The following is an 18,194-nucleotide window of genomic DNA, read 5'->3' as shown; positions in this document are numbered from 1 at the left end:
AGCCCCCCTCACACCAGCCCCCTCACACCAGCCGGCGCAGCAGCGGGATCCGCGACAGCACGAAGGCGATGGCGCCGGACCCCAGCACCACCGTGGCGATCCCGGCGAGCGCGATGAGGCTGGGGTTGGCGAACCAGTTCCGCGTGTCGCCGATGAGGTACAGGATGACGACGGGATGAACGGCATAGACGCCGAAGGACAGGCTGCCCAGGAAACGGATGAGCGCCTGCGCCGCCCGGCCCAGACGGCGGGACAGCCCGTCCAGGGCCAGGAAGGCCGCCATCGCCCCGGCCGCCACGTTGGGAGCGAAATATCCCATGAACTGTTCGCTGGCGGTGCCGAGCCGCGCCGACCAGACATAGGTCAGCAGCAGCGTCACCGCCGCCGACAGCCCGAACAGCCCGCCGGCGGCCCAAAGCGGAATGCTGCCGCGCAAGCGCGCAAGCGCGCCGCCCAGCAGCACATAGCCGAGATAGTAGGGATAGTCCGGCCACAGAACGCCAGGCTCGGCGTTGCCGGTCGCGAGATTGCCCGCGAACATCCAGGCCGCCGCCAACCCCCACAGGACGAGCGCATAGCCGACCAGACGGCCGCCCTGGGCGAAGACCGCCCGCATCAGCGGCATCGCCAGATAGGAAAGCAGCAGCGGGTAGAGGAACCACAGATGGAAGAAGGCCGGCTGGCGCGGCAGCGCGCTCAGCGGCGGTGTTCCGGCGAAATGGATGATCTGGTGTCCCCAGACCAGATAGAAGCCGCTCCAGGCCGCCATCGGTACCACCACGGCGACGAAGCGCTTGCGCAGGAAGGCGCCGATCGGCTCGGCGCGCGGCAGCAGCAGGGCGCCGCTGGCCATGAAGAACAGCGGCACGCTGCTTCGGCACAGGCTGTCGATCGCCGTGGCGACCCACCAGTGGATGTCGAAGCGGAAGGGCTGGTCCGGCGGCGTGGCCGGGATCTGGCCGAAGAAATGCGGGCTGATGACGTGGATGCCGACCACCATCAGCATCGCCGCCACCTTGATGGAGTCGCCGCCCGGCCAATAGGAACCCTGATGGTTCCGCTCCGGTGCGGCGTCCGATACGGCCGCTTCCGCCGACTGTCTTTCCTGCAGGCCAGCCGGCATCGGCAGAACGCCCATCCTCACACCCTGTAGCCATTGGGGCAGCCGTTGCGGCAGCCGCTGGGCCTGATCGGCGCCATGCGGCACCTTCCGAACGACGAGATGGCCGGCGCAGGAGAGCGGGCCGGCCACACGTATCCATCATGCGGAGGTGCGGGCTGGATCGGCGGCCCGGCATCCGCGACGTGGAGCCGGACAATGCGTCAGGCGCGGCGGCGCGAGCTAGGCGCTCATTGGCGGTAGGATGGAGGGCAGAGGATAAGGGCCGCAGAAACCTTTCAGGCGCCCTCTCAGGCGAAGAACCGCCCGCGGAAATAGGCGATGGTGCGGGCCAGCCCCTCGTCCAGCGGCACCGCCGGTTCCCACTCCATCAGGGCGCGGGCCTTGGTGATGTCGGGGCGGCGCTGCTTGGGATCGTCCTGCGGCAGCGGCTTGTGCACGATCTTTGAGTCCGAGCCGGTCAGGCGGACGACCTTCTCCGCCAGTTCCAGCATGGTGAACTCGCCGGGGTTGCCCAGGTTGATCGGGCCGGTGACGCCGGCCGGCGTGTCCATGAAGCGCAGGAAGCCTTCGATCAGGTCGTCGACATAGCAGAAGGACCGCGTCTGCTGGCCGTCGCCGTAGATGGTGATCGGCTCGCCCTTCAGCGCCTGGATGATGAAGTTCGACACCACGCGCCCGTCGCTGGGGTGCATGCGCGGGCCGTAAGTGTTGAAGATGCGGATCACCTTGATGTCCAGCCTGTGCTGGCGGTGATAGTCGAAGAACAGCGTCTCGGCGCAGCGCTTGCCCTCGTCGTAGCAGGCGCGCGGGCCGATGGTGTTCACGTTGCCCCAATATTCCTCGGGCTGCGGATGCACCGCCGGGTCGCCGTAGACCTCCGAGGTCGAGGCCTGCATGATCCGTGCGCGCACCCGCTTGGCCAGCCCCAGCATGTTGATGGCGCCGTGCACGCTGGTCTTGGTCGTCTGCACCGGATCGTGCTGGTAATGGATCGGCGAGGCCGGGCAGGCGAGGTTGTAGATCTCGTCCACCTCGACATAGAGCGGAAACGTCACGTCGTGGCGCATCAGCTCGAAATGCGGGTTGTCCAGCAGGTGCAGGACGTTGTCGCGGCTGCCGGTGAAGAAGTTGTCGACGCACAGCACGTCGTTCCCGGCCGCCAGCAGCCGGTCGCACAGGTGGGATCCCAGGAAGCCGGCGCCGCCGGTGACGAGGACACGCTTTCGGTTGGTGAGAGCCGGCAAGGCTGCCTTCCTGTCTTGGTTGTTGGTGTTGGTGGCTTGTCCGCGGCCCGTCAGGGGGTCGGAGAGCGCCGCCAAGAGACAACACGGCAGAGGCGCCGGTTGATCCTTCAGCTTAGCAGACCGAGCAGGTAGCGTCCGTAATCGTTCTTCTTCAGCGGCTCGGCCAGGCGGCGCACCTGTTCGGCGTCGATCCAGCCGGAGGTGTAGGCGATCTCCTCCGGGCAGGCGATCTGCAGGCCCTGGCGATGCTGGATGGTGCGGACGAACTCCGCCGCCTCCAGCAGGCTGTCGTGGGTGCCGGTGTCGAACCAGCCGTAACCGCGGCCCATCTGCTCGACCGACAGCTTGCCCAGGTCGAGATAGGCGGCGTTGACGGACGTGATCTCCAGCTCGCCGCGCGCCGACGGCTTCACCGCGGCGGCGATGTCCAGCACGTCGTTGTCGTAGAAATAGAGGCCGGTCACCGCCCATTTGGAGCGCGGCGCGACCGGCTTCTCCTCGATGCTCAGCGCCCGGCCCTCGCCGTCGAACTCCACCACGCCGTAGCGCTCGGGGTCGCGCACGGCATAGGCGAAGACGCTGGCGCCCTCGGTCTTCTCGCCGGCGGCGCGCAGGATGTTGGTCAGGCCGTGGCCGTAGAAGATGTTGTCGCCGAGAACCAGCGCGCAACTGTCGTTGCCGACGAACTCGCGGCCGATGATGAAGGCCTGGGCCAGCCCGTCGGGCGAGGGCTGGATGGCGTAGGTCAGGTTCAGGCCCCACTGCGACCCGTCGCCCAGCACCGTCTGGAACAGCGGCTGGTCGTGCGGGGTGGTGATGACCAGGATGTCGCGGATGCCCGCCAGCATCAGGGTGCTGAGCGGGAAATAGATCATCGGCTTGTCGTAGATCGGCAGCAGCTGCTTGCTGATCGCCCGCGTCACCGGGTAGAGCCGGGTGCCGGACCCGCCGGCCAGGATGATGCCCTTCATGGTCCTCGTCCTCACGCCTGCGGCGGGTTGGTGAACAGCTCGTCGATCACGCGGTCGACGCTCTCCTGCCACGGCGGGCAGGACACGCCGAGCCGCTCCTTGGCACGGGAGCAGTCCAGCCGCGAGTTGGCCGGGCGGCGCGCCGGGGTCGGGTAGTCGGCCGTGCCGATGGCGGTCAGGCGCGGCCGCTTGCCGGTGCGCTCTTCCAGCCGCCGGAAGATATGCTCGGCGAAATCATGCCAGGTGGTGTAGCCGCCGCCGGTCAGGTGGTAGGTGCCCCAGGCGGCGCTGCCGGTCTTCTCACCATTGATTTTCTCAAGGGTCCCGGCGATCTGCACGATGGCGGCGGCGAGGTCGGCGGCAGCGGTGGGGGAGCCGTGCTGGTCGGCGACCACCCGCATCTCCTCGCGCTCCTTGCCGAAGCGCAGCATCGTCTTGACGAAGTTGTTGCCGTAGGCGCTGTAGACCCAGGAGGTGCGCAGGATGACGTGGTTCGGCGTCGCCGCGCGCACCGCCTCCTCGCCCGCCGCCTTGCTGGCACCATAGACGCCCAGCGGGTTGATCGGGTCATCCTCGGTATAGATGCCGTCCTTCGTCCCGTCGAACACATAGTCGGTCGACACATGGATGAAGGGGATGCCGCGTGCCGCACAGGCCGCCGCCATGGCGCCCGGCCCGTCGCGGTTGATGGCGAAGGACAGGTCGACCTCGCTCTCGGCCTTGTCGACGGCGGTGTGGGCTGTGGCGTTGACCAGCAGGTCGGGCGCGTGGGTGGCGACCGCTTTCTCCACGTCGCCCGGCCGGGTCACGTCGAACTCGGGATAGGGCAGGCCCACCACATCGGTGCCCGGCGCCCAGTCGGCCCGCATCAGCTCGAAGCCGAGCTGGCCGTTGCTGCCGAGAACCAGGACTTTCATGGGAACCTTCACGACGCGGCTCCTTCTTCCTTAAGCCCGAGCCGCTCGCCGCGGTAGGAGCCGTTCAGGATGGCCTGCCACCAGTCGCGGTTCTCCAGATACCAGGCGACCGTCTTGCGCAGGCCGCTCTCGAAGGTCTCCTGCGGGGTCCAGCCCAGCTCGCGCTCGATCTTGCCGGCGTCGATGGCATAGCGCTTGTCGTGGCCGGGGCGGTCGGTGACGAAGCTGATCAGGCGGTCGTGCGGGGCGCCGGCCGGGTCCATCTCGTCCAGATGCGCGCAGATGGCGCGGACGACCTCCAGGTTGGTGCGCTCGTTGTGGCCGCCGATGTTGTAGCTCTCGCCGACCCGGCCCTTCTCCAGCACCAGCCGCAGCGCGCGGGCATGGTCCTCGACATAGAGCCAGTCGCGGATGTTGTCGCCCTTGCCGTAGACCGGCAGCTTCTCGCCCGCCAGACCCTTGAGGATCATCAGCGGGATCAGCTTCTCCGGGAAATGGTAGGGGCCGTAATTGTTGGAGCAGTTGGTCAGCACCACCGGCAGCCCGTAGGTCTCGTGCCAGGCGCGGACCAGATGGTCGCTCGACGCCTTGCTGGCCGAATAGGGCGAGTTGGGGCTGTAGGCCGTCGTCTCGGTGAAGAAGCCGTCCTCGCCCAGCGTGCCGAACACCTCGTCGGTGGAGATGTGGTGGAAGCGGAAGGCCTCCTTGCGCTCCGCCGGCAGGGCCGACCAGTAGCCGCGCGCCGCTTCCAAGAGGCGGAAGGTGCCGACCACGTTGGTCTGGATGAACTCGCCCGGCCCGTCGATGGAACGGTCGACATGGGATTCGGCGGCCAGATGCATCACCGCGTCGGGCTGGTGGGTGTCGAACACCCGCCTCAGCTCGGCGGCGTCGCAGATGTCGACCTTCTCGAAGGCGTAGCGGGGATTGCCCTCGGCGCCCGGCAGGGAGGACAGGTTGGCCGCGTAGGTCAGCTTGTCGACATTGACGACGAAGGCGTCGGTTTCGGCGAGAAGCTGGCGGACCACCGCCGAGCCGATGAAACCGGCGCCGCCGGTGACGAGAATGCGCGTCATCAAACCACCTTACCGCCAAAAACGGAGCCCAAAGCCCCACCGGGCACAAAAGAGCCGAAATCCAATAGCGCCGTCAGAACCAGTCGCCAAGCTGGGCGAAGGTCGGATGCTTGTGATCCTTGGCCGACAGATGCGCCTTGTCCGCCGACACCGGCCAGTCGATGCCCAGTTCCGGATCGTTCCACAGCAGGCCGCGGTCATGCTCGGGCGAATAATAGTTGGTCACCTTGTAGATGACCTCGGTGTCGGGCTCCAGCGTGCAGAAGCCGTGGGCGAAGCCGATCGGCACCAGGATCTGGTTCCACTCCGCCGCGCTGATCACCGCGCTGACATGCCGGCCGAAGGTGGGGGAGCCTTTGCGGATGTCGACCGCCACGTCCAGGATGGCGCCGCGCACCACCCGCACCAGCTTGTCCTGGGCGAAGGGCGGCAGCTGGAAATGCAGGCCGCGCACCGTGCCGACCTCGGCCGACAGCGACTGGTTGTCCTGGACGAAATCGTAATGCAGCCCGGCCGCCTCGAACGTCTTCTTGGTGTAGGTCTCCGAGAAGAAGCCGCGGTTGTCGCCGAACTTCTTCGGGCGGATGATCTTAACGTCGGGAATGTCGAGGGAGACGACGTCCATGGCTCAGATGCTTTCCTTCAGGCGCTCTTTGCGCAGCTCGGGGCAGGCCTTGCGCAGCCACGGCTTGACCGTGCGCGGCGGGAAGGCCAGCCCGAAATTCTCGGCGTCCAGCGTCAGGTTCGGGTTGTAGTAGGGGTCGGCCAGCAGGCTGTCGCCCCAGCGCTCCTGCATGTAGGCCACCTCGCCCATGAAGCGCTTGACCTTGTCGGGGGCGGTGTCCGGCCCGCGCGAGGCCGATTCCAGATGGTACAGCTCGGCGAACGGCGTCCAGACGACCAGATGGCCCTTCTCGCGGATGCGCAGGCAGAAATCGACGTCGTTGAAGGCGACGGCCAGATGCTCGGAATCCAGCCCGCCGACCTCGTCGAAGATCTCCTTGCGCAGGATCAGGCAGGCGGCGGTGACGCAGGACAGGTCCTGGGTCAGCTGGGCCCGGCTGAAATAGCCGTAGGCGTCGCGGGTCAGGCCCTTGTGGACGTGGCCGGCCACGCCGCAGATGCCGGTGACGACGCCGGCATGCTGGATGGTGCCGTCGGCGTAATAGAGCTTGGCGCCGACCGCCCCGACCTCCGGCCGCAGGGCGTGGGAGACCATCTCGGCCAGCCAGCCCGGCTCCATCACCTCGATGTCGTTGTTGATCAGGCCCAGAACCTCGCCGGTCGCCTCGGCGGCGGCGAAATTGTTGATCGAGGAGTAGTTGAAGGGCGCCTTGTAGGTCAGCACCCGCACCCGCGGCTCGTCCTTCAGCGTGTCGAAGTAGGCGAAGGTCGCCGCTTCCTCGCTGTTGTTGTCGACGATCAGGATCTCCAGATCCGGATAGTCGGTGCGGTGCAGGAGCCCGTCGACGCAGCCCTTCAGCAGATCGACCTTGTCGCGCGTCGGCACGATCAGCGACACCCGCGGCAGCTTCGCCGGCAGGGCGTAGCGGATGCGGGTGAAGCGCGCGGTCGCCGGCGAGGTCTCCACCGTGGCCTCGACGCCGCGGCGCTGGAAATGCTCGCTCAGCGCCTTGTGGGCGGCGGCGGTGGCGCGCGGCAGATCGACGGTGGAGAAGGCCGCGGATTCGGGGAAGACGCGCCAGTGATAGAGGATCGCCGGGATGTGGCGGATGCGCTCAGGAGTCGTCGCCTCGACCGCGCGCAGGGTCAGGTCGTAGTCCTGGCTGCCCTCGAAGCCCAGGCGGAAGCGTCCGGCCTGCTCGATCAGCGAGCGGCGGAAGACGCCCAGGTGGTTGACCATGTTCTGGCCGTGCAGCAGGTCCAGATTGAAGTCCGACTTGAAATGCGGGTCGTAGCGCTCGCCGTCGGCATCGATCTTGTCCTCGTCGGAATAGAGGATGTCGGTGTCGGGATGCTGGGCCAGCTCGGCCGCGACCATGTAGAGCGCGTGCGGCGGCAGCCGGTCGTCATGGTCCATCAGGGCGACGAAATCGCCGGTCGCCAGATCCAGCGCGCTGTTGCTGGCGGCGGAGATGTGGCCGTTCGTCTCGCGCCGGACGACCTTGATGCGGTTGTCGCGCGCCTTGTACTCCGCCAGCACCGTCGTCACGTGCGGCGCGGTGGAGGCGTCGTCGGCGATGCACAGCTCCCAGTCCGGATAGAACTGGGCCAGCACCGAATCCAGCGCCTCGCGCAGGTAGGACTCATGCGTGTTGTAGACCGGCATGACGACGGAGAAGCGCGGGCGCGCCGGCAGCCGGGCGATGTCGGCCTTGATCGCCGCCCCGTCCTCCGGCGTCAGGCTGTCGTACATCCGCACCCACGACTTGTAGTCGGCCGACCAGCGGTTCGGCTGCAGCTCCTGCAGGACGCGCTGCTTGGTCGCCTGCCAGCCGTGGCGGCGCAGATAGTCCAGCACGCGCGCCGGCTGGTTCTGCCGGACATAGTCGAGCAGGATGTTGGTCTTGCCGATCTCGCGGATGGTGAAGTCGGCGATCTCGAAGGACACCGGCCGGGTGGCGGGATCGAAGCGCAGCGCCTTGACCGTCTGCGGCAGCAGGACCAGTTGGCGGAACTCGCCGACCGTGTCGACCGGCAGGCGGATCATCGTCCGCTCGTCGAAGCCGTTGCCGGCATCGACATAGATCACCGGCACCAGCGGGGCCGAGGCGCGCACCACCCGGTAGGAGATCACGCACCAGTGGCCGGGCAGCCGCCCGCGGTCGGAGCGCAGCAGGAAGGCGGGGTCGCTGCCGGTCGCCTCGTAGCCGCCCTGCGGGCTGGGCTTCACGTCGTGCAGCGGCTCCAGCGTGATGGCGTGCAGGCGGCGGCGGTAGAAGCGGCCGGCCTTCTGGGTCAGGCGGCCCAGCTTGCGCACCGGCGCCGACAGCTTCCAGGAGGTGGAGTTGACCAGGCTGTGGATGTGCTGGTCGCGGCTGGCCACCACCCCGTGCAGCTCGGCGATGGCCTGCTCGCGCGCGGCGAGATCGCGCTCGCGGTCGTCCAGCTCCTCGCCCTGGCGGCGGATCTCGGCCTGATGGTCGGTGAGCCAGCCCTGGATCAGCGCGATGTCGCGGTCGCGCGTCGCGATCATCTCCTTCAGTTCCTCGGTGTGGGCGATCTGGTCGTCCAGCACCTTGCGGACCATCGCCACCTCGGTGCGCAGGTGCTTTTCCTGCTCTTCCAGGCGCTGGATGGTCTCGGCCTCGATGGCGGCGTCGCCCAGCCGGTCGAACCAGCTGCGGACGGCCTGCAAGCCCTCGCCGCCGGCCTTCTGCACGGCGAACAGCTCGCGCAGCGCGTCGGGCAGGTCATCGCCGATGCCCAGCACGCCCAGCCCGTTGGAATGCAGGAAGCTGAAGGACGGATAGTCGCGGGTGATCTCGTCCCACAGGCGCCAGACGCCGAAATCGCCCTTGCGCACGTTGATGTCGTGGAACAGCACCACGCCGCGGCGGCTCATCTTCGGCAGCCAGGTCTCGAAATCGTGGCGCACCGCCTCGTAGGTGTGCAGCCCGTCGATGTGCAGCAGATCGACGCTGCCGTCGGCGAAATGGACCAGCGCCTCGTCGAAGGTCATCCGCAGCAGGCGCGAGAAGCCGGCATAGCGCGGGTCATGGTAGGCGGCGAGTTTGTTGTAGATGTCGTCGCCGTAGAAGCCCGCCTGCGGGTCGCCGGCCCAGGTGTCGACGGCATAGCAGGAGGTCGGCAGCCCGACATGGCGGACCGCCTGGCAGAAGGCGGCATAGGAGTTGCCGGTGTGCGTCCCCAGTTCGACGAGGCTGTCCGGCCGCAGCGCCTCGACGATCCAGAAGGCGAAGGGCACATGGCCGAGCCAGGATGCCGGCGCCGTGACGAGATCCGGGGTCAGGAGCGTGATCGGTCGGCAGATACGACGGAGAGCGTCCGATCCCTGGTCCTTCAAAAACGAATCCACCTGCGCCTCTTCTTCTGCCTGGCTTCGCGGCGGGGTGCGACCCGTCGGGCACCATTTTTCAGGCCCGTCGGACGGCCCCGTCACAGCCGCCGACACACATACGCCGACACCCCGCCGGAATGCAAGCCGCTGTCCGGAACCCGCTTTGCGGTGCCCAACAATGCCCGGAACTGCGGTTTTCCTGCCTCACTCCGGGGTTGTTCGCGGCGTGACCTTATTTTGTCGCGGGGACAGGCTGGGGTGTTCCCTGGGGTGCGGATGCCCCCTCCGCCTCCAGCGTGATCGCCAGCATCGGCATGCCGACCAGCCCGCGCACGACATGGCTGGCGTGGACCTTGAAGAACAGCGCGTCCTCGACCCAATGATGCTGGACGTGGTCCTCCTGCGTGCCCTCGGCGAGCGCCACGGTGATGGAGAAGTCGCCGCTGGGCAGATAGGGCATCTGGAAACGGAAGCGGGCGGCGAAGTCCTGCCCGGCCGGGATCGTCACGGGATCGAGCTGGTAGCTGAGGAAGGTGTTGTCGCCGAACAGGTTCTGGCCCAGCTTGTCCTTGACGTAGAAGCCGACGATGGGACGGTGCACCTGCTGGTCGGCCCGGCAATCCACCTTCAGCACGATGACCTCGCCGCCCTCCAGCACGCTGAGCGGATTTTCCTCGGCATCGAGGATCGAGACGTTGGTGATGGTGGCGCCGCGGTTGCCGAACCAGGGACCGCTGTCGTTGAAGTCGAACAGCTCGATGGCGTTGCGGTGCCGGGAGGCCTTCAGCAGCTCGGCGCGGGCGTCCTCCACCGGCTCCTCGCGCTTGGCCTGGGGCAGCGCCTGCCGCGCCCCGCCGATGCGGAAGCCGCGCGAGGTGTCCTGGTCGCTGTAGAGCGCCGCCAGATAGTCGTGGCAGACCTCCCGCGCCGGGCCGATCGCCCGCACCGACCCGTTGTCCAGCCACACCACCCGGTCGCACAAATTCACCACCTGCCCGGTGTCGTGCGACACGAAGAACAGGGTGCCGCGCTCCTTGAAGCGGTGGATGAAGCGCATGCATTTCTGGGTGAAGGAGGCGTCGCCGACCGCCAGGATCTCGTCGACGATCATGATGTCGGCGTCGACATGCGCCGCCACCGCGAAGGCGAGGCGGGCGTACATGCCGCTGGAATAGAGCTTCACCGGCTGTTCGATGAAGTCGCCGATGCCCGCGAACTCGGCGATGGAGTCATAGCGCTGGGCGATCTGCTCGTTCGACAATCCCAGCACCGAGGCGGCGAGATAGACGTTCTCGCGCCCGGTGAATTCCGGGTTGAAGCCGGCGCCCAGCTCCAGCAGCGCGGCGATGCGGCCATCGACCACGATGCGGCCGGAGGTCGGCGTCAGCGTGCCGCAGAGCAGCTGCAGGAAGGTCGATTTGCCCGAGCCGTTGCGGCCGATCAGCCCGACCGTCTCGCCGCGGCGGACCTCCAGGTCGACGCCGCGCAGCGCCCAGTACTCGTCGTAATATTTGCGCCGGCCGCGCACCAGCATCTGCTTCAGCCGGTCCTGCGGACGCTTGAAGATGGCGTAGGCCTTGCCCAGCCCTTCCGCCCGGATGACGACAGGGGTATCGGCCGGGGGGGTATCGGCGGCGGGAGTCTCAGACGACATCGGCGAACCCCCGGCGGGTCTTCATGAACCACAGATAGCCGAGCCAGGCCACCACCCAGGCGCCCAGCGTCGCCAGGCCCCATTCCACCGGCGACGGGACGCGGCCCCAGAACAGCAGGTCCTTCGACTGCTCCAGGATCGCGGTCATCGGGTTCAGGTGCAGGATGGCGCGGAAGCGCTCGGGGATCGCGGTCATCGGGTAGAAGATCGGGCTGAGGAACATCAGCACGGTGACGCCCACCCCCACCACCTGCCGCAGGTCGCGCAGGAACACGCCGGCGGCGGCGAAGAACCAGCTCAGCCCCAGCGTGGTCAGGCAGAGCGGCGCCAGCACCAGCGGCAGCAGCAGCGCCGTCGGCGGCGGCAGCCCCGCCACGGCGAGGTGGAAGACGACCAGGATGACGAAGCCGATGCCGGCGTTGAACAGCGCGACCGCCAGCGACACCAGCGGCAGGATCTCCAGCGGGAAGACCACCTTCTTGATGTAGCTGATGTTCTCCAGCAGCAGCCCCGGGGCCCGGTTCAGGCATTCGCCCAGCACGTTGAACAGGATCAGGCCGGAGAACAGCAGCAGGGCGAATTCGGTGTTGCTCTCCCCCGCCGCTCCGCTGGGCGTGCCCCAGCGCGCGCGGAACACCACCGAGAAGACGAAGGTGTAGACCGCCAGCATCAGGATCGGATTCAGCACCGCCCAGACGATGCCCAGCACGGAGCCGCGGTATCGGGCGTCGATCTCGCGCCGGGCCAGCCGCAGGATCAGCGACCTGTGGTGCCAGGCGGTCTGGAAAAGGGCAAAGGGACCGGCGCCGAAACCCGCCACCTTGGGGTTTCCCGACTGAGAGCTAAACAATTTAAAGTATTCCCCGTCTGCGGCCGGCCGACCATAACCCCCGCCCCGGCGGCGTTCAAGCGAAAGCATCCTTTGTGCCGGGGGGGGGGCGCCGGGGGGCGGCACCGGAGGGGCGGCGGCGGGCATGGCCGGGCGGGTGGACTCTCCTGAAAAAGAACAGGAGGGGGAACGGACCTTCGGTTTCACCCGTTTACCCGAAAGATCGGAGAGGTGGTGTCTCTGCCCGGGGATTTCCGTTATCACGAAAGAAAATCAATGAATAAACATTCGAGGAATTCACACTATCCGGGCTAATGCGACAGGAAGCGACGGAGTGTCGTGTCCTATGCGTATCAGTAAACTCAAAGTCGAAATCTAACGTGACTTTCCTAGACGCAGGATAGGGACATGACTTGTCATGAGGTTGCTATCCGATGCGCGATCCACCATTGAGGGTCGCATCGGTAATTTTATAAGCCCAAGGGGTTAGATCCGGATTAGAGCTAAAAAAGCCCATCCGATAGGGCCATAACTAGCCCTGAGAAGCGGCGATTGCCCGATTTGCAGGAAAGACGCACCGATTGCCGAAGTCCGGGAAAAACCGGAGTGCCCGGCGGAGCGGTGACGCAAAAGGAGGCCGTTGTGTTTTGGAATGCAAAGACCCTGACAGCCGATCACTATGCCGCATCGCTGAGAAATCACTTCGGTGACGGTGCGGTTTATCGTCTTCAGAAAGAGATCGGTTTTGTTGGGAAGCGGCTTCTTAGACTTCCCAGTACGGAAAGATCGAGCTTCTTCGATCCCTGGTTCACGGAGGAGAACGCCCGTCACCTGCGGTCGGTCGCCCAGTCGGTCCGCGGGATCGCGCCGGATGCCGCCAATACGGCCGGCACCGCTCTCCGGTCCGCTCCCCGCGCCACCCCCCGCATCGTCTTCCTGCACGGGGTGATGCCGCGCAGCGGCACCAACTATCTCCAGAGCCTGCTGGAACTGCATCCCGACGTGGTGGTCAACCCCTACGGCGTCCGCGAGCTTCCCTTCCTGAACACGGTGGAGGACGCGCGCATCTATGAGGGGCGCTTCCTGCGCCTCTATCAACGCAACCGGGAATCGTTCAGCGACCTGGAAACCTTCTGCTATATGGTCAGTGGCTTCCTCCGTCGCATCGAAGCCGAATTCCCGGCGGACAAGACGGTGGTGATCAAGTCGCCCCACACCCGGATGATGCGCTATTTCCCCTACCTGTTCCCGACGGAGCGCTGCCTGATCGTGCTGCGCGACGGCAAACGCGCGGTGCAGTCGACCATCGACACCTGGCCGCTGCGCTTCCTCGGCCGCACCTTCGCCGACGTCTGCCGCGAATGGAGCTTCGGCACCGAGGCGGCGCTGGAGGCGCAGAGCCGGATGAGCGCCGACGCCTGCCGTCTGATCCGCTTCGAGGATGCGGTGGCCTCCCCCGACGGCACCGCCCGCGACCTGCTGCGCTTCCTGGATCTGAACGAGGAGCGCTATCCGTTCGAGCGGATCGGCGACCTGCCCATCCTGGGATCGTCCCGCGTCTCGCGCCGCGATGGCGAGGTCAGCTGGACCCCCGTCAAGAAACCCGAAGGCTTCGACCCGTCGAAGCGCCAGATCGACTGGTCGCCCAAGCGTCGGACCGTGTTCGACGCGGTGGCCGGAGACATGCAGAAGAAGGCCGGCTATGCTGCTTGATCCATTGCTCGACCCCCGCCCCGCGGCCAAGGATCGTCCCGAAGCTGCCCCCGGTTTTGAGGACAGCTTGCCCGCCATCCTGACCACGCCGGCCCGCCTGACCCACCTTCAGCGGCTGGAGGCGGAAAGCATCCACATCATGCGCGAGGTGGCGGCCCAGTTCCACAAGCCGGTCATGCTCTATTCGGTGGGCAAGGACAGCTCGGTGCTGCTGCATCTGGCGATGAAGGCCTTCTATCCGTCGAAGCCGCCCTTCCCGCTGCTGCATGTCGACACGACCTGGAAGTTCCGGGAGATGATCGAATTCCGCGACCGCACGGCGCAGGAGTTGGGCATCGACCTGATGGTCCACATCAACCAGGAGGGCGTGCGCCAGGGCATCGGCCCCTTCACCCACGGTTCGGCCGTCCACACCGACGTGATGAAGACCCAGTCGCTGAAGCAGGCGCTCAACGCCCACGGCTTCGACGCCGCCTTCGGCGGGGCGCGCCGCGACGAGGAGAAGAGCCGCGCCAAGGAGCGCATCTTCTCCTTCCGGACATCCTCCCACCGCTGGGAGCCGAAGAACCAGCGGCCGGAGCTGTGGAGCCTCTACAACGGCCGGATCAACAAGGGCGAGAGCATCCGCGTCTTCCCGCTGTCGAACTGGACCGAGCTGGACATCTGGCAGTACATCCACCAGGAGAGCATCCCGGTCGTCCCCCTCTATTTCGCCAAGCCGCGTCCGGTGGTGGAGCGCGACGGCACGCTGATCATGGTCGATGACGACCGCATGCCGCTGAAGCCCGGCGAGACGCCGGAGATGGCCTGGGTGCGCTTCCGCACGCTCGGCTGCTATCCGCTGACCGGGGCCGTGCGCAGCACCGCCGCCACCCTGCCCGAGATCATCCGCGAGATGCTGCTGTCCACCAGTTCGGAACGGCAGGGCCGCGTGATCGACCAGGACGCCGCCGCTTCCATGGAAGCGAAGAAGCAGGAAGGCTACTTCTGATGCTGAAGGAACTCGATCCCGTCACTGTTCCCGCCGACATCACTCCCGCCGATGCCGCCAATGAGGTGCAGGAGTATCTGGCCCGCCAGAACAGCAAGGATCTGCTGCGCTTCATCACCTGCGGGTCGGTGGACGACGGCAAGTCGACGCTGATCGGCCGGCTGCTCTACGACTGCAAATGCCTGTTCGAGGACCAGCTGGCCAGCCTGGAGACGGACTCCGGCCGCTTCGGCACCACCGGCGCCGGCCAGCTCGACCTCGCGCTGCTGGTCGACGGGCTGGCGGCGGAGCGCGAGCAGGGCATCACCATCGACGTCGCCTACCGCTTCTTCACCACCGAGCGCCGCAAGTTCATCGTCGCCGACACGCCGGGCCACGAGCAGTACACCCGCAACATGGTCACCGGCGCGTCCACCGCCGACGCCGCGGTGCTGCTGGTCGACGCGCGCAAGGGCGTGCTGACCCAGACCCGGCGCCACAGCACCATCGTCTCGCTCCTGGGCGTGCGCCATGTCGTGCTGGCGATCAACAAGATGGACGCCGTCGGCTGGGACCGCGAGACCTTCGAGCGGATCGCCGCCGACTACCGCGTCTTCGCGGCGCGCATCGGCATCACCGACGTCACCTGCATCCCGGTCTCGGCGCTGACCGGCGACAACGTCACCAAGCCGTCGGACGCCATGGCCTGGTACGGCGGCCCCACCCTGCTCGGCCATCTGGAGAGCGTCGACGCCCGCGCCGAGCAGAAGCTCGGCTCCTTCCGCATGGCGGTGCAGTGGGTGAACCGGCCGAACCAGGACTTCCGCGGCTTCAGCGGCACGGTGGTCGGCGGCGCGGTGCGCGTCGGCGACGACGTCGCCATCCTGCCCGGCGGCCGGACCAGCCGGGTGGCCCGCCTCGTCACCATGGACGGCGACCTGGAGACGGCGGAGCCCGGACAGGCGATCACCCTGGTGCTGGCCGACGAGGTCGACGCCAGCCGCGGCGACATGATCGTCGCCGCCGCCGGCCGGCCGGAGGTGGCCGACCAGTTCGCCGCCCATGTGGTGTGGATGGACGAGCAGCCGCTGCTGCCCGGCCGCTCCTATCTGCTCAGGGCCGGCACGGCGACGGTCGGCGCCCAGGTGACGGAGCTGAAGCACAGCATCAACGTCAACACCCAGGAGCATGCCGCCGCCAAGCATCTGGATCTCAACGACGTCGGCTTCTGCAATCTGGCGCTCGACCGGCCGATCCCGTTCGACGCCTATGCCGACAGCCGCGAGACCGGCAGCTTCATCCTGATCGACCGGCTGACCAACGCCACCGCCGGCTGCGGCATGATCCGCTTCCCCCTGCGCCGGGCGTCGAACATCCACCGCCACGCCTCGAAGGTGGACAAGGCGGCGCGGGCGGGCGGGCTGCAGAAGCCCTGCGTGCTGTGGTTCACCGGCCTGTCCGGCTCCGGCAAGTCCAGCGTCGCCGACCGTCTGGAGCAGGAGCTGCACCGTCTCGGCCGCCGCACCATGATCCTGGACGGCGACAATGTCCGCCACGGCCTGAACCGGGATCTGGGCTTCACCGACGAGGACCGGGTGGAGAACATCCGCCGCGTCGCCGAGGTGTCGAAGCTGATGGTGGAAGCCGGGCTGATCGTGCTGGTCAGCTTCATCTCCCCCTTCCGCGAGGAGCGCCGGATGGCGCGCACCCTGGTGGAGGACGGCGAGTTCCTGGAGATCTTCATGGACACGCCGCTGGAGGTCTGCGAGGCCCGCGACCCCAAGGGGCTCTATAAGAAGGCGCGTGCCGGCCAGCTCCCCCACTTCACCGGCATCGACAGCGCCTACGAGCCGCCGGAGGCCCCGGAGATCACCCTGAAGGGTGGTGAACGGACCGCCGACGAGATGGTCGTCCAGATGATCGAGGAATTGCGGCGGCGCGGGGTGATTTAAAATCCTCTCCACGGCTACCGCTATGGAGATGTCCGAGGGCGGCGTTAAGCCGCCCTCTTCGGTTCGCGCTTCAACGGCCGCCCGACGGCGGACCTCGACGCAGGCTGTTTTCCAGCCCTCAGGATGTTGACGGCCGCGTTGTGATCGGCGTTCATCGCGTGACCACAGCGGACACATCGGAAAACCGCTTGGCTCTCGCGGCTTTCCTTGTCGATTGCTCCACAACACGAGCAGGTCTGTGAGGTTCGGCAGGGATCGACCGTGACCAGAACTCCGCCTTCAGCGGCCAGCTTGTAGCCGAGGAAGGTCTCGAACTGCTGCCAACCGGCGGCCAGGATCGCGCGATTGAGGCCAGCCTTGGCCCGGACGTTGCGGCCAGGGCGCTCGACCGTGCATTTGGCACTGGCGGTCATGGCTTTGGTGTTGAGGGCCTCCATCGCGACAAAGCCAAATCTGGTCGCGATCTCACGCGACCGCTCATGGTTCCAATGCCAGCGGCTTCGGGCGATCCTGGCCTTTGTCCGGGCCAGAAGCCGCTTGGCGGCAGCCCAGCGATTGGAGCCTTTCTGTTTGTGGGATAGTGCCCTGGCCTGCTTTCTGGCCCGGCGCTCCAGGACGTTCAGACGCTCCTTGGGCAGATCACGGAAGGTCCCGTCCGACAGTGCCAGCGTGCGCGTCACGCCACGGTCGATGCCGATGGCGGGCTTGTCAGACGGTCGGATGGGCTGCTCGATTTCGGTGGTGAAGACGACATGCCAGCCAAGGGCATCGCGTGTCACCGTCACCACCTTGACAGTGCCCGGTATATCACGCGTCAGCCGGAACTTGACCTCTCCGACCTTCGGGATCAGCACGACCGCCCATTTGGCGTTGAGCTTTGTCCAGCGGGAGCGGGCGAAGGGAAACCGGATGGCATCCTGCTCTGTGCGTTTGCGGGTCTGGGGATACCCGGCACGGCCGGCGAAGAAGTTCGAGAAGGCGCGCTCCACATCGCGCAGGGCATACTGCAGGCAATCGACCGGTGCGGCGGCGATCCAATCAACCTCAGCCCGCAAGAGGGTCAGGTCGCGATTTTGCGATGCATAGGAGATCTGCCGACCAGTGGTTGCCTTGAATTGCCGCCACCAGTCGCGCCGCTGCTCCAAGGCGAGATTATACACGAAGCGGCAAACGCCGGCAAAGCAGGCGAGCTGCGCCTGCTGAGCAGCATCAGCATAAAGCCGGAATTTGTAGCCGCGTAAAAGGAGCATGTAGACAGTTTAAAGGCATAATGATTGGAACGCATCAGGAACATTGGTATAAGCCATTTAGATGCTCTATGCTTTATAACTGAGGGAAAAGCAGGTTAAGTGTCCGTTTGGCATGTGTTTCAATAACATACTCGTTAGAGTAGCAAGCTTGCCATAGCGAACCGTATTATGCCGCCGGAGACGTCGATTCGCGCTTTGTGATCGCGCACCAGACGTCACCAGCGGGTTATCCATCCGAAGTCTGAGGCTGCCCCCTCTCCCGCGCCGTATCACCCCAGCGTGCGCTTCACGATCAGCGACAGCTTTTCCAGCATCGCCGGGTCGCGGTGGGAGGGGGCGGTCATGATGGCGTTGTCGAGAGCGGTGTGGCAGCCCTGGGCGCACGCGCCCTCGCGCCCCGCCACCTTCGGCGCCAGGGCCGAGACCAGCGCGCGCGCCCTGCCGGCATTGGCGACCACCACCCGGATCACCGCATCGACCGACACATGGTCGTGCTCCTCGTGCCAGCAGTCG

13 protein-coding genes and 1 pseudogene are annotated in these 18,194 nt (G+C 66.6%); 3 read left to right on the top strand and 11 right to left on the bottom strand.

The window, feature by feature from the left end; all coding sequences use genetic code 11:
• Positions 1-22: 22 nt before the first annotated feature.
• From B9N97_RS07285 to B9N97_RS07245, 9 genes are all read right to left on the bottom strand, one after another.
• A complete protein-coding gene (locus tag B9N97_RS07285; protein ID WP_143266484.1) occupies positions 23-1,252 on the bottom strand; it encodes an acyltransferase in 1,230 nt (409 codons plus the stop codon).
• Positions 1,253-1,410: 158 nt separating this feature from the next.
• Positions 1,411-2,367 carry a UDP-glucuronic acid decarboxylase family protein gene (locus B9N97_RS07280; protein ID WP_085085307.1) on the bottom strand — a complete coding sequence of 319 codons (957 nt, stop codon included), beginning with the start codon at positions 2,365-2,367 and terminating at the stop codon, positions 1,411-1,413.
• A 107-nt stretch (positions 2,368-2,474) separates the two neighbouring features.
• On the bottom strand, positions 2,475-3,338 hold the full coding sequence (gene rfbA / locus B9N97_RS07275; protein WP_085084892.1) for a glucose-1-phosphate thymidylyltransferase RfbA: 864 nt from the start codon (positions 3,336-3,338) through the stop codon (positions 2,475-2,477).
• 11 nt (positions 3,339-3,349) lie between these two features.
• Positions 3,350-4,255 carry a dTDP-4-dehydrorhamnose reductase gene (gene rfbD / locus B9N97_RS07270; RefSeq protein WP_085084890.1) on the bottom strand — a complete coding sequence of 302 codons (906 nt, stop codon included), beginning with the start codon at positions 4,253-4,255 and terminating at the stop codon, positions 3,350-3,352.
• Positions 4,256-4,263: 8 nt separating this feature from the next.
• Positions 4,264-5,331 carry a dTDP-glucose 4,6-dehydratase gene (gene rfbB / locus B9N97_RS07265; protein WP_085084888.1) on the bottom strand — a complete coding sequence of 356 codons (1,068 nt, stop codon included), beginning with the start codon at positions 5,329-5,331 and terminating at the stop codon, positions 4,264-4,266.
• Between the two features lie 73 nt (positions 5,332-5,404).
• Positions 5,405-5,956, bottom strand: a complete 552-nt coding sequence (gene rfbC / locus B9N97_RS07260) for a dTDP-4-dehydrorhamnose 3,5-epimerase (protein ID WP_085084886.1) — start codon at positions 5,954-5,956, stop codon at positions 5,405-5,407.
• Between the two features lie 3 nt (positions 5,957-5,959).
• Entirely contained in the window at positions 5,960-9,331 is a 3,372-nt protein-coding gene (locus B9N97_RS07255; RefSeq protein ID WP_244560596.1) for a glycosyltransferase, read from the bottom strand.
• 214 nt (positions 9,332-9,545) lie between these two features.
• Positions 9,546-10,967, bottom strand: coding sequence for an ABC transporter ATP-binding protein (locus tag B9N97_RS07250; RefSeq protein WP_085084884.1), 1,422 nt, complete (start codon positions 10,965-10,967; stop codon positions 9,546-9,548).
• Positions 10,957-11,787, bottom strand: coding sequence for an ABC transporter permease (locus B9N97_RS07245; RefSeq protein WP_085084882.1), 831 nt, complete (start codon positions 11,785-11,787; stop codon positions 10,957-10,959). Before B9N97_RS07245 ends, B9N97_RS07250 begins: the two co-directional genes overlap by 11 nt.
• Before the next feature lie 651 nt (positions 11,788-12,438).
• On the opposite strand from B9N97_RS07245, the gene B9N97_RS07240 reads away from it, so the two are divergent.
• The 3 genes from B9N97_RS07240 to cysN all read left to right on the top strand — a co-directional run bounded on the left by B9N97_RS07240 (position 12,439) and on the right by cysN (position 16,431).
• Entirely contained in the window at positions 12,439-13,509 is a 1,071-nt protein-coding gene (locus B9N97_RS07240; RefSeq protein WP_244560595.1) for a sulfotransferase, read from the top strand.
• A 97-nt stretch (positions 13,510-13,606) separates the two neighbouring features.
• Positions 13,607-14,500: a sulfate adenylyltransferase subunit CysD gene (cysD, locus tag B9N97_RS07235; RefSeq protein ID WP_244560619.1), complete on the top strand. Its 894-nt coding sequence runs from the start codon at positions 13,607-13,609 to the stop codon at positions 14,498-14,500.
• The gene (gene cysN, locus B9N97_RS07230) at positions 14,500-16,431 is read left to right on the top strand and encodes a sulfate adenylyltransferase subunit CysN (protein ID WP_085084880.1); all 1,932 of its coding nucleotides are present in this window, start codon (positions 14,500-14,502) and stop codon (positions 16,429-16,431) included. The genes cysD and cysN overlap by 1 nt, the downstream gene beginning before the upstream one ends.
• Before the next feature lie 44 nt (positions 16,432-16,475).
• Here cysN and B9N97_RS07225 read toward each other — a convergent pair whose 3' ends face one another.
• Positions 16,476-17,681, bottom strand: a complete 1,206-nt coding sequence (locus B9N97_RS07225; protein ID WP_085084878.1) for an RNA-guided endonuclease InsQ/TnpB family protein — start codon at positions 17,679-17,681, stop codon at positions 16,476-16,478.
• A 269-nt stretch (positions 17,682-17,950) separates the two neighbouring features.
• Positions 17,951-18,194 (bottom strand): annotated as a pseudogene (locus B9N97_RS07220) (S-methyl-5'-thioadenosine phosphorylase); the annotation flags it as partial.

Origin of the sequence: Azospirillum oryzae (assembly GCF_900177515.1) — a bacterium.
Taxonomy (GTDB): domain Bacteria; phylum Pseudomonadota; class Alphaproteobacteria; order Azospirillales; family Azospirillaceae; genus Azospirillum; species Azospirillum oryzae_A.
The sequence above is the reverse complement of the archived record's forward strand: the minus strand, read 5'-3'. Positions and strand labels throughout refer to the sequence as shown.

What these genes read in the sequence shown, in the direction of transcription:
- rfbA (WP_085084892.1), bottom strand. Translation starts at nt 3,338, where the DNA reads ATGAAGGGCATCATCCTGGCCGGCGGGTCCGGCACCCGGCTCTACCCG.
- rfbD (WP_085084890.1), bottom strand. Translation starts at nt 4,255, where the DNA reads ATGAAAGTCCTGGTTCTCGGCAGCAACGGCCAGCTCGGCTTCGAGCTG.
- rfbB (WP_085084888.1), bottom strand. Translation starts at nt 5,331, where the DNA reads ATGACGCGCATTCTCGTCACCGGCGGCGCCGGTTTCATCGGCTCGGCG.
- rfbC (WP_085084886.1), bottom strand. Translation starts at nt 5,956, where the DNA reads ATGGACGTCGTCTCCCTCGACATTCCCGACGTTAAGATCATCCGCCCG.
- B9N97_RS07250 (WP_085084884.1), bottom strand. Translation starts at nt 10,967, where the DNA reads ATGTCGTCTGAGACTCCCGCCGCCGATACCCCCCCGGCCGATACCCCT.
- cysN (WP_085084880.1), top strand. Translation starts at nt 14,500, where the DNA reads ATGCTGAAGGAACTCGATCCCGTCACTGTTCCCGCCGACATCACTCCC.
- B9N97_RS07225 (WP_085084878.1), bottom strand. Translation starts at nt 17,681, where the DNA reads ATGCTCCTTTTACGCGGCTACAAATTCCGGCTTTATGCTGATGCTGCT.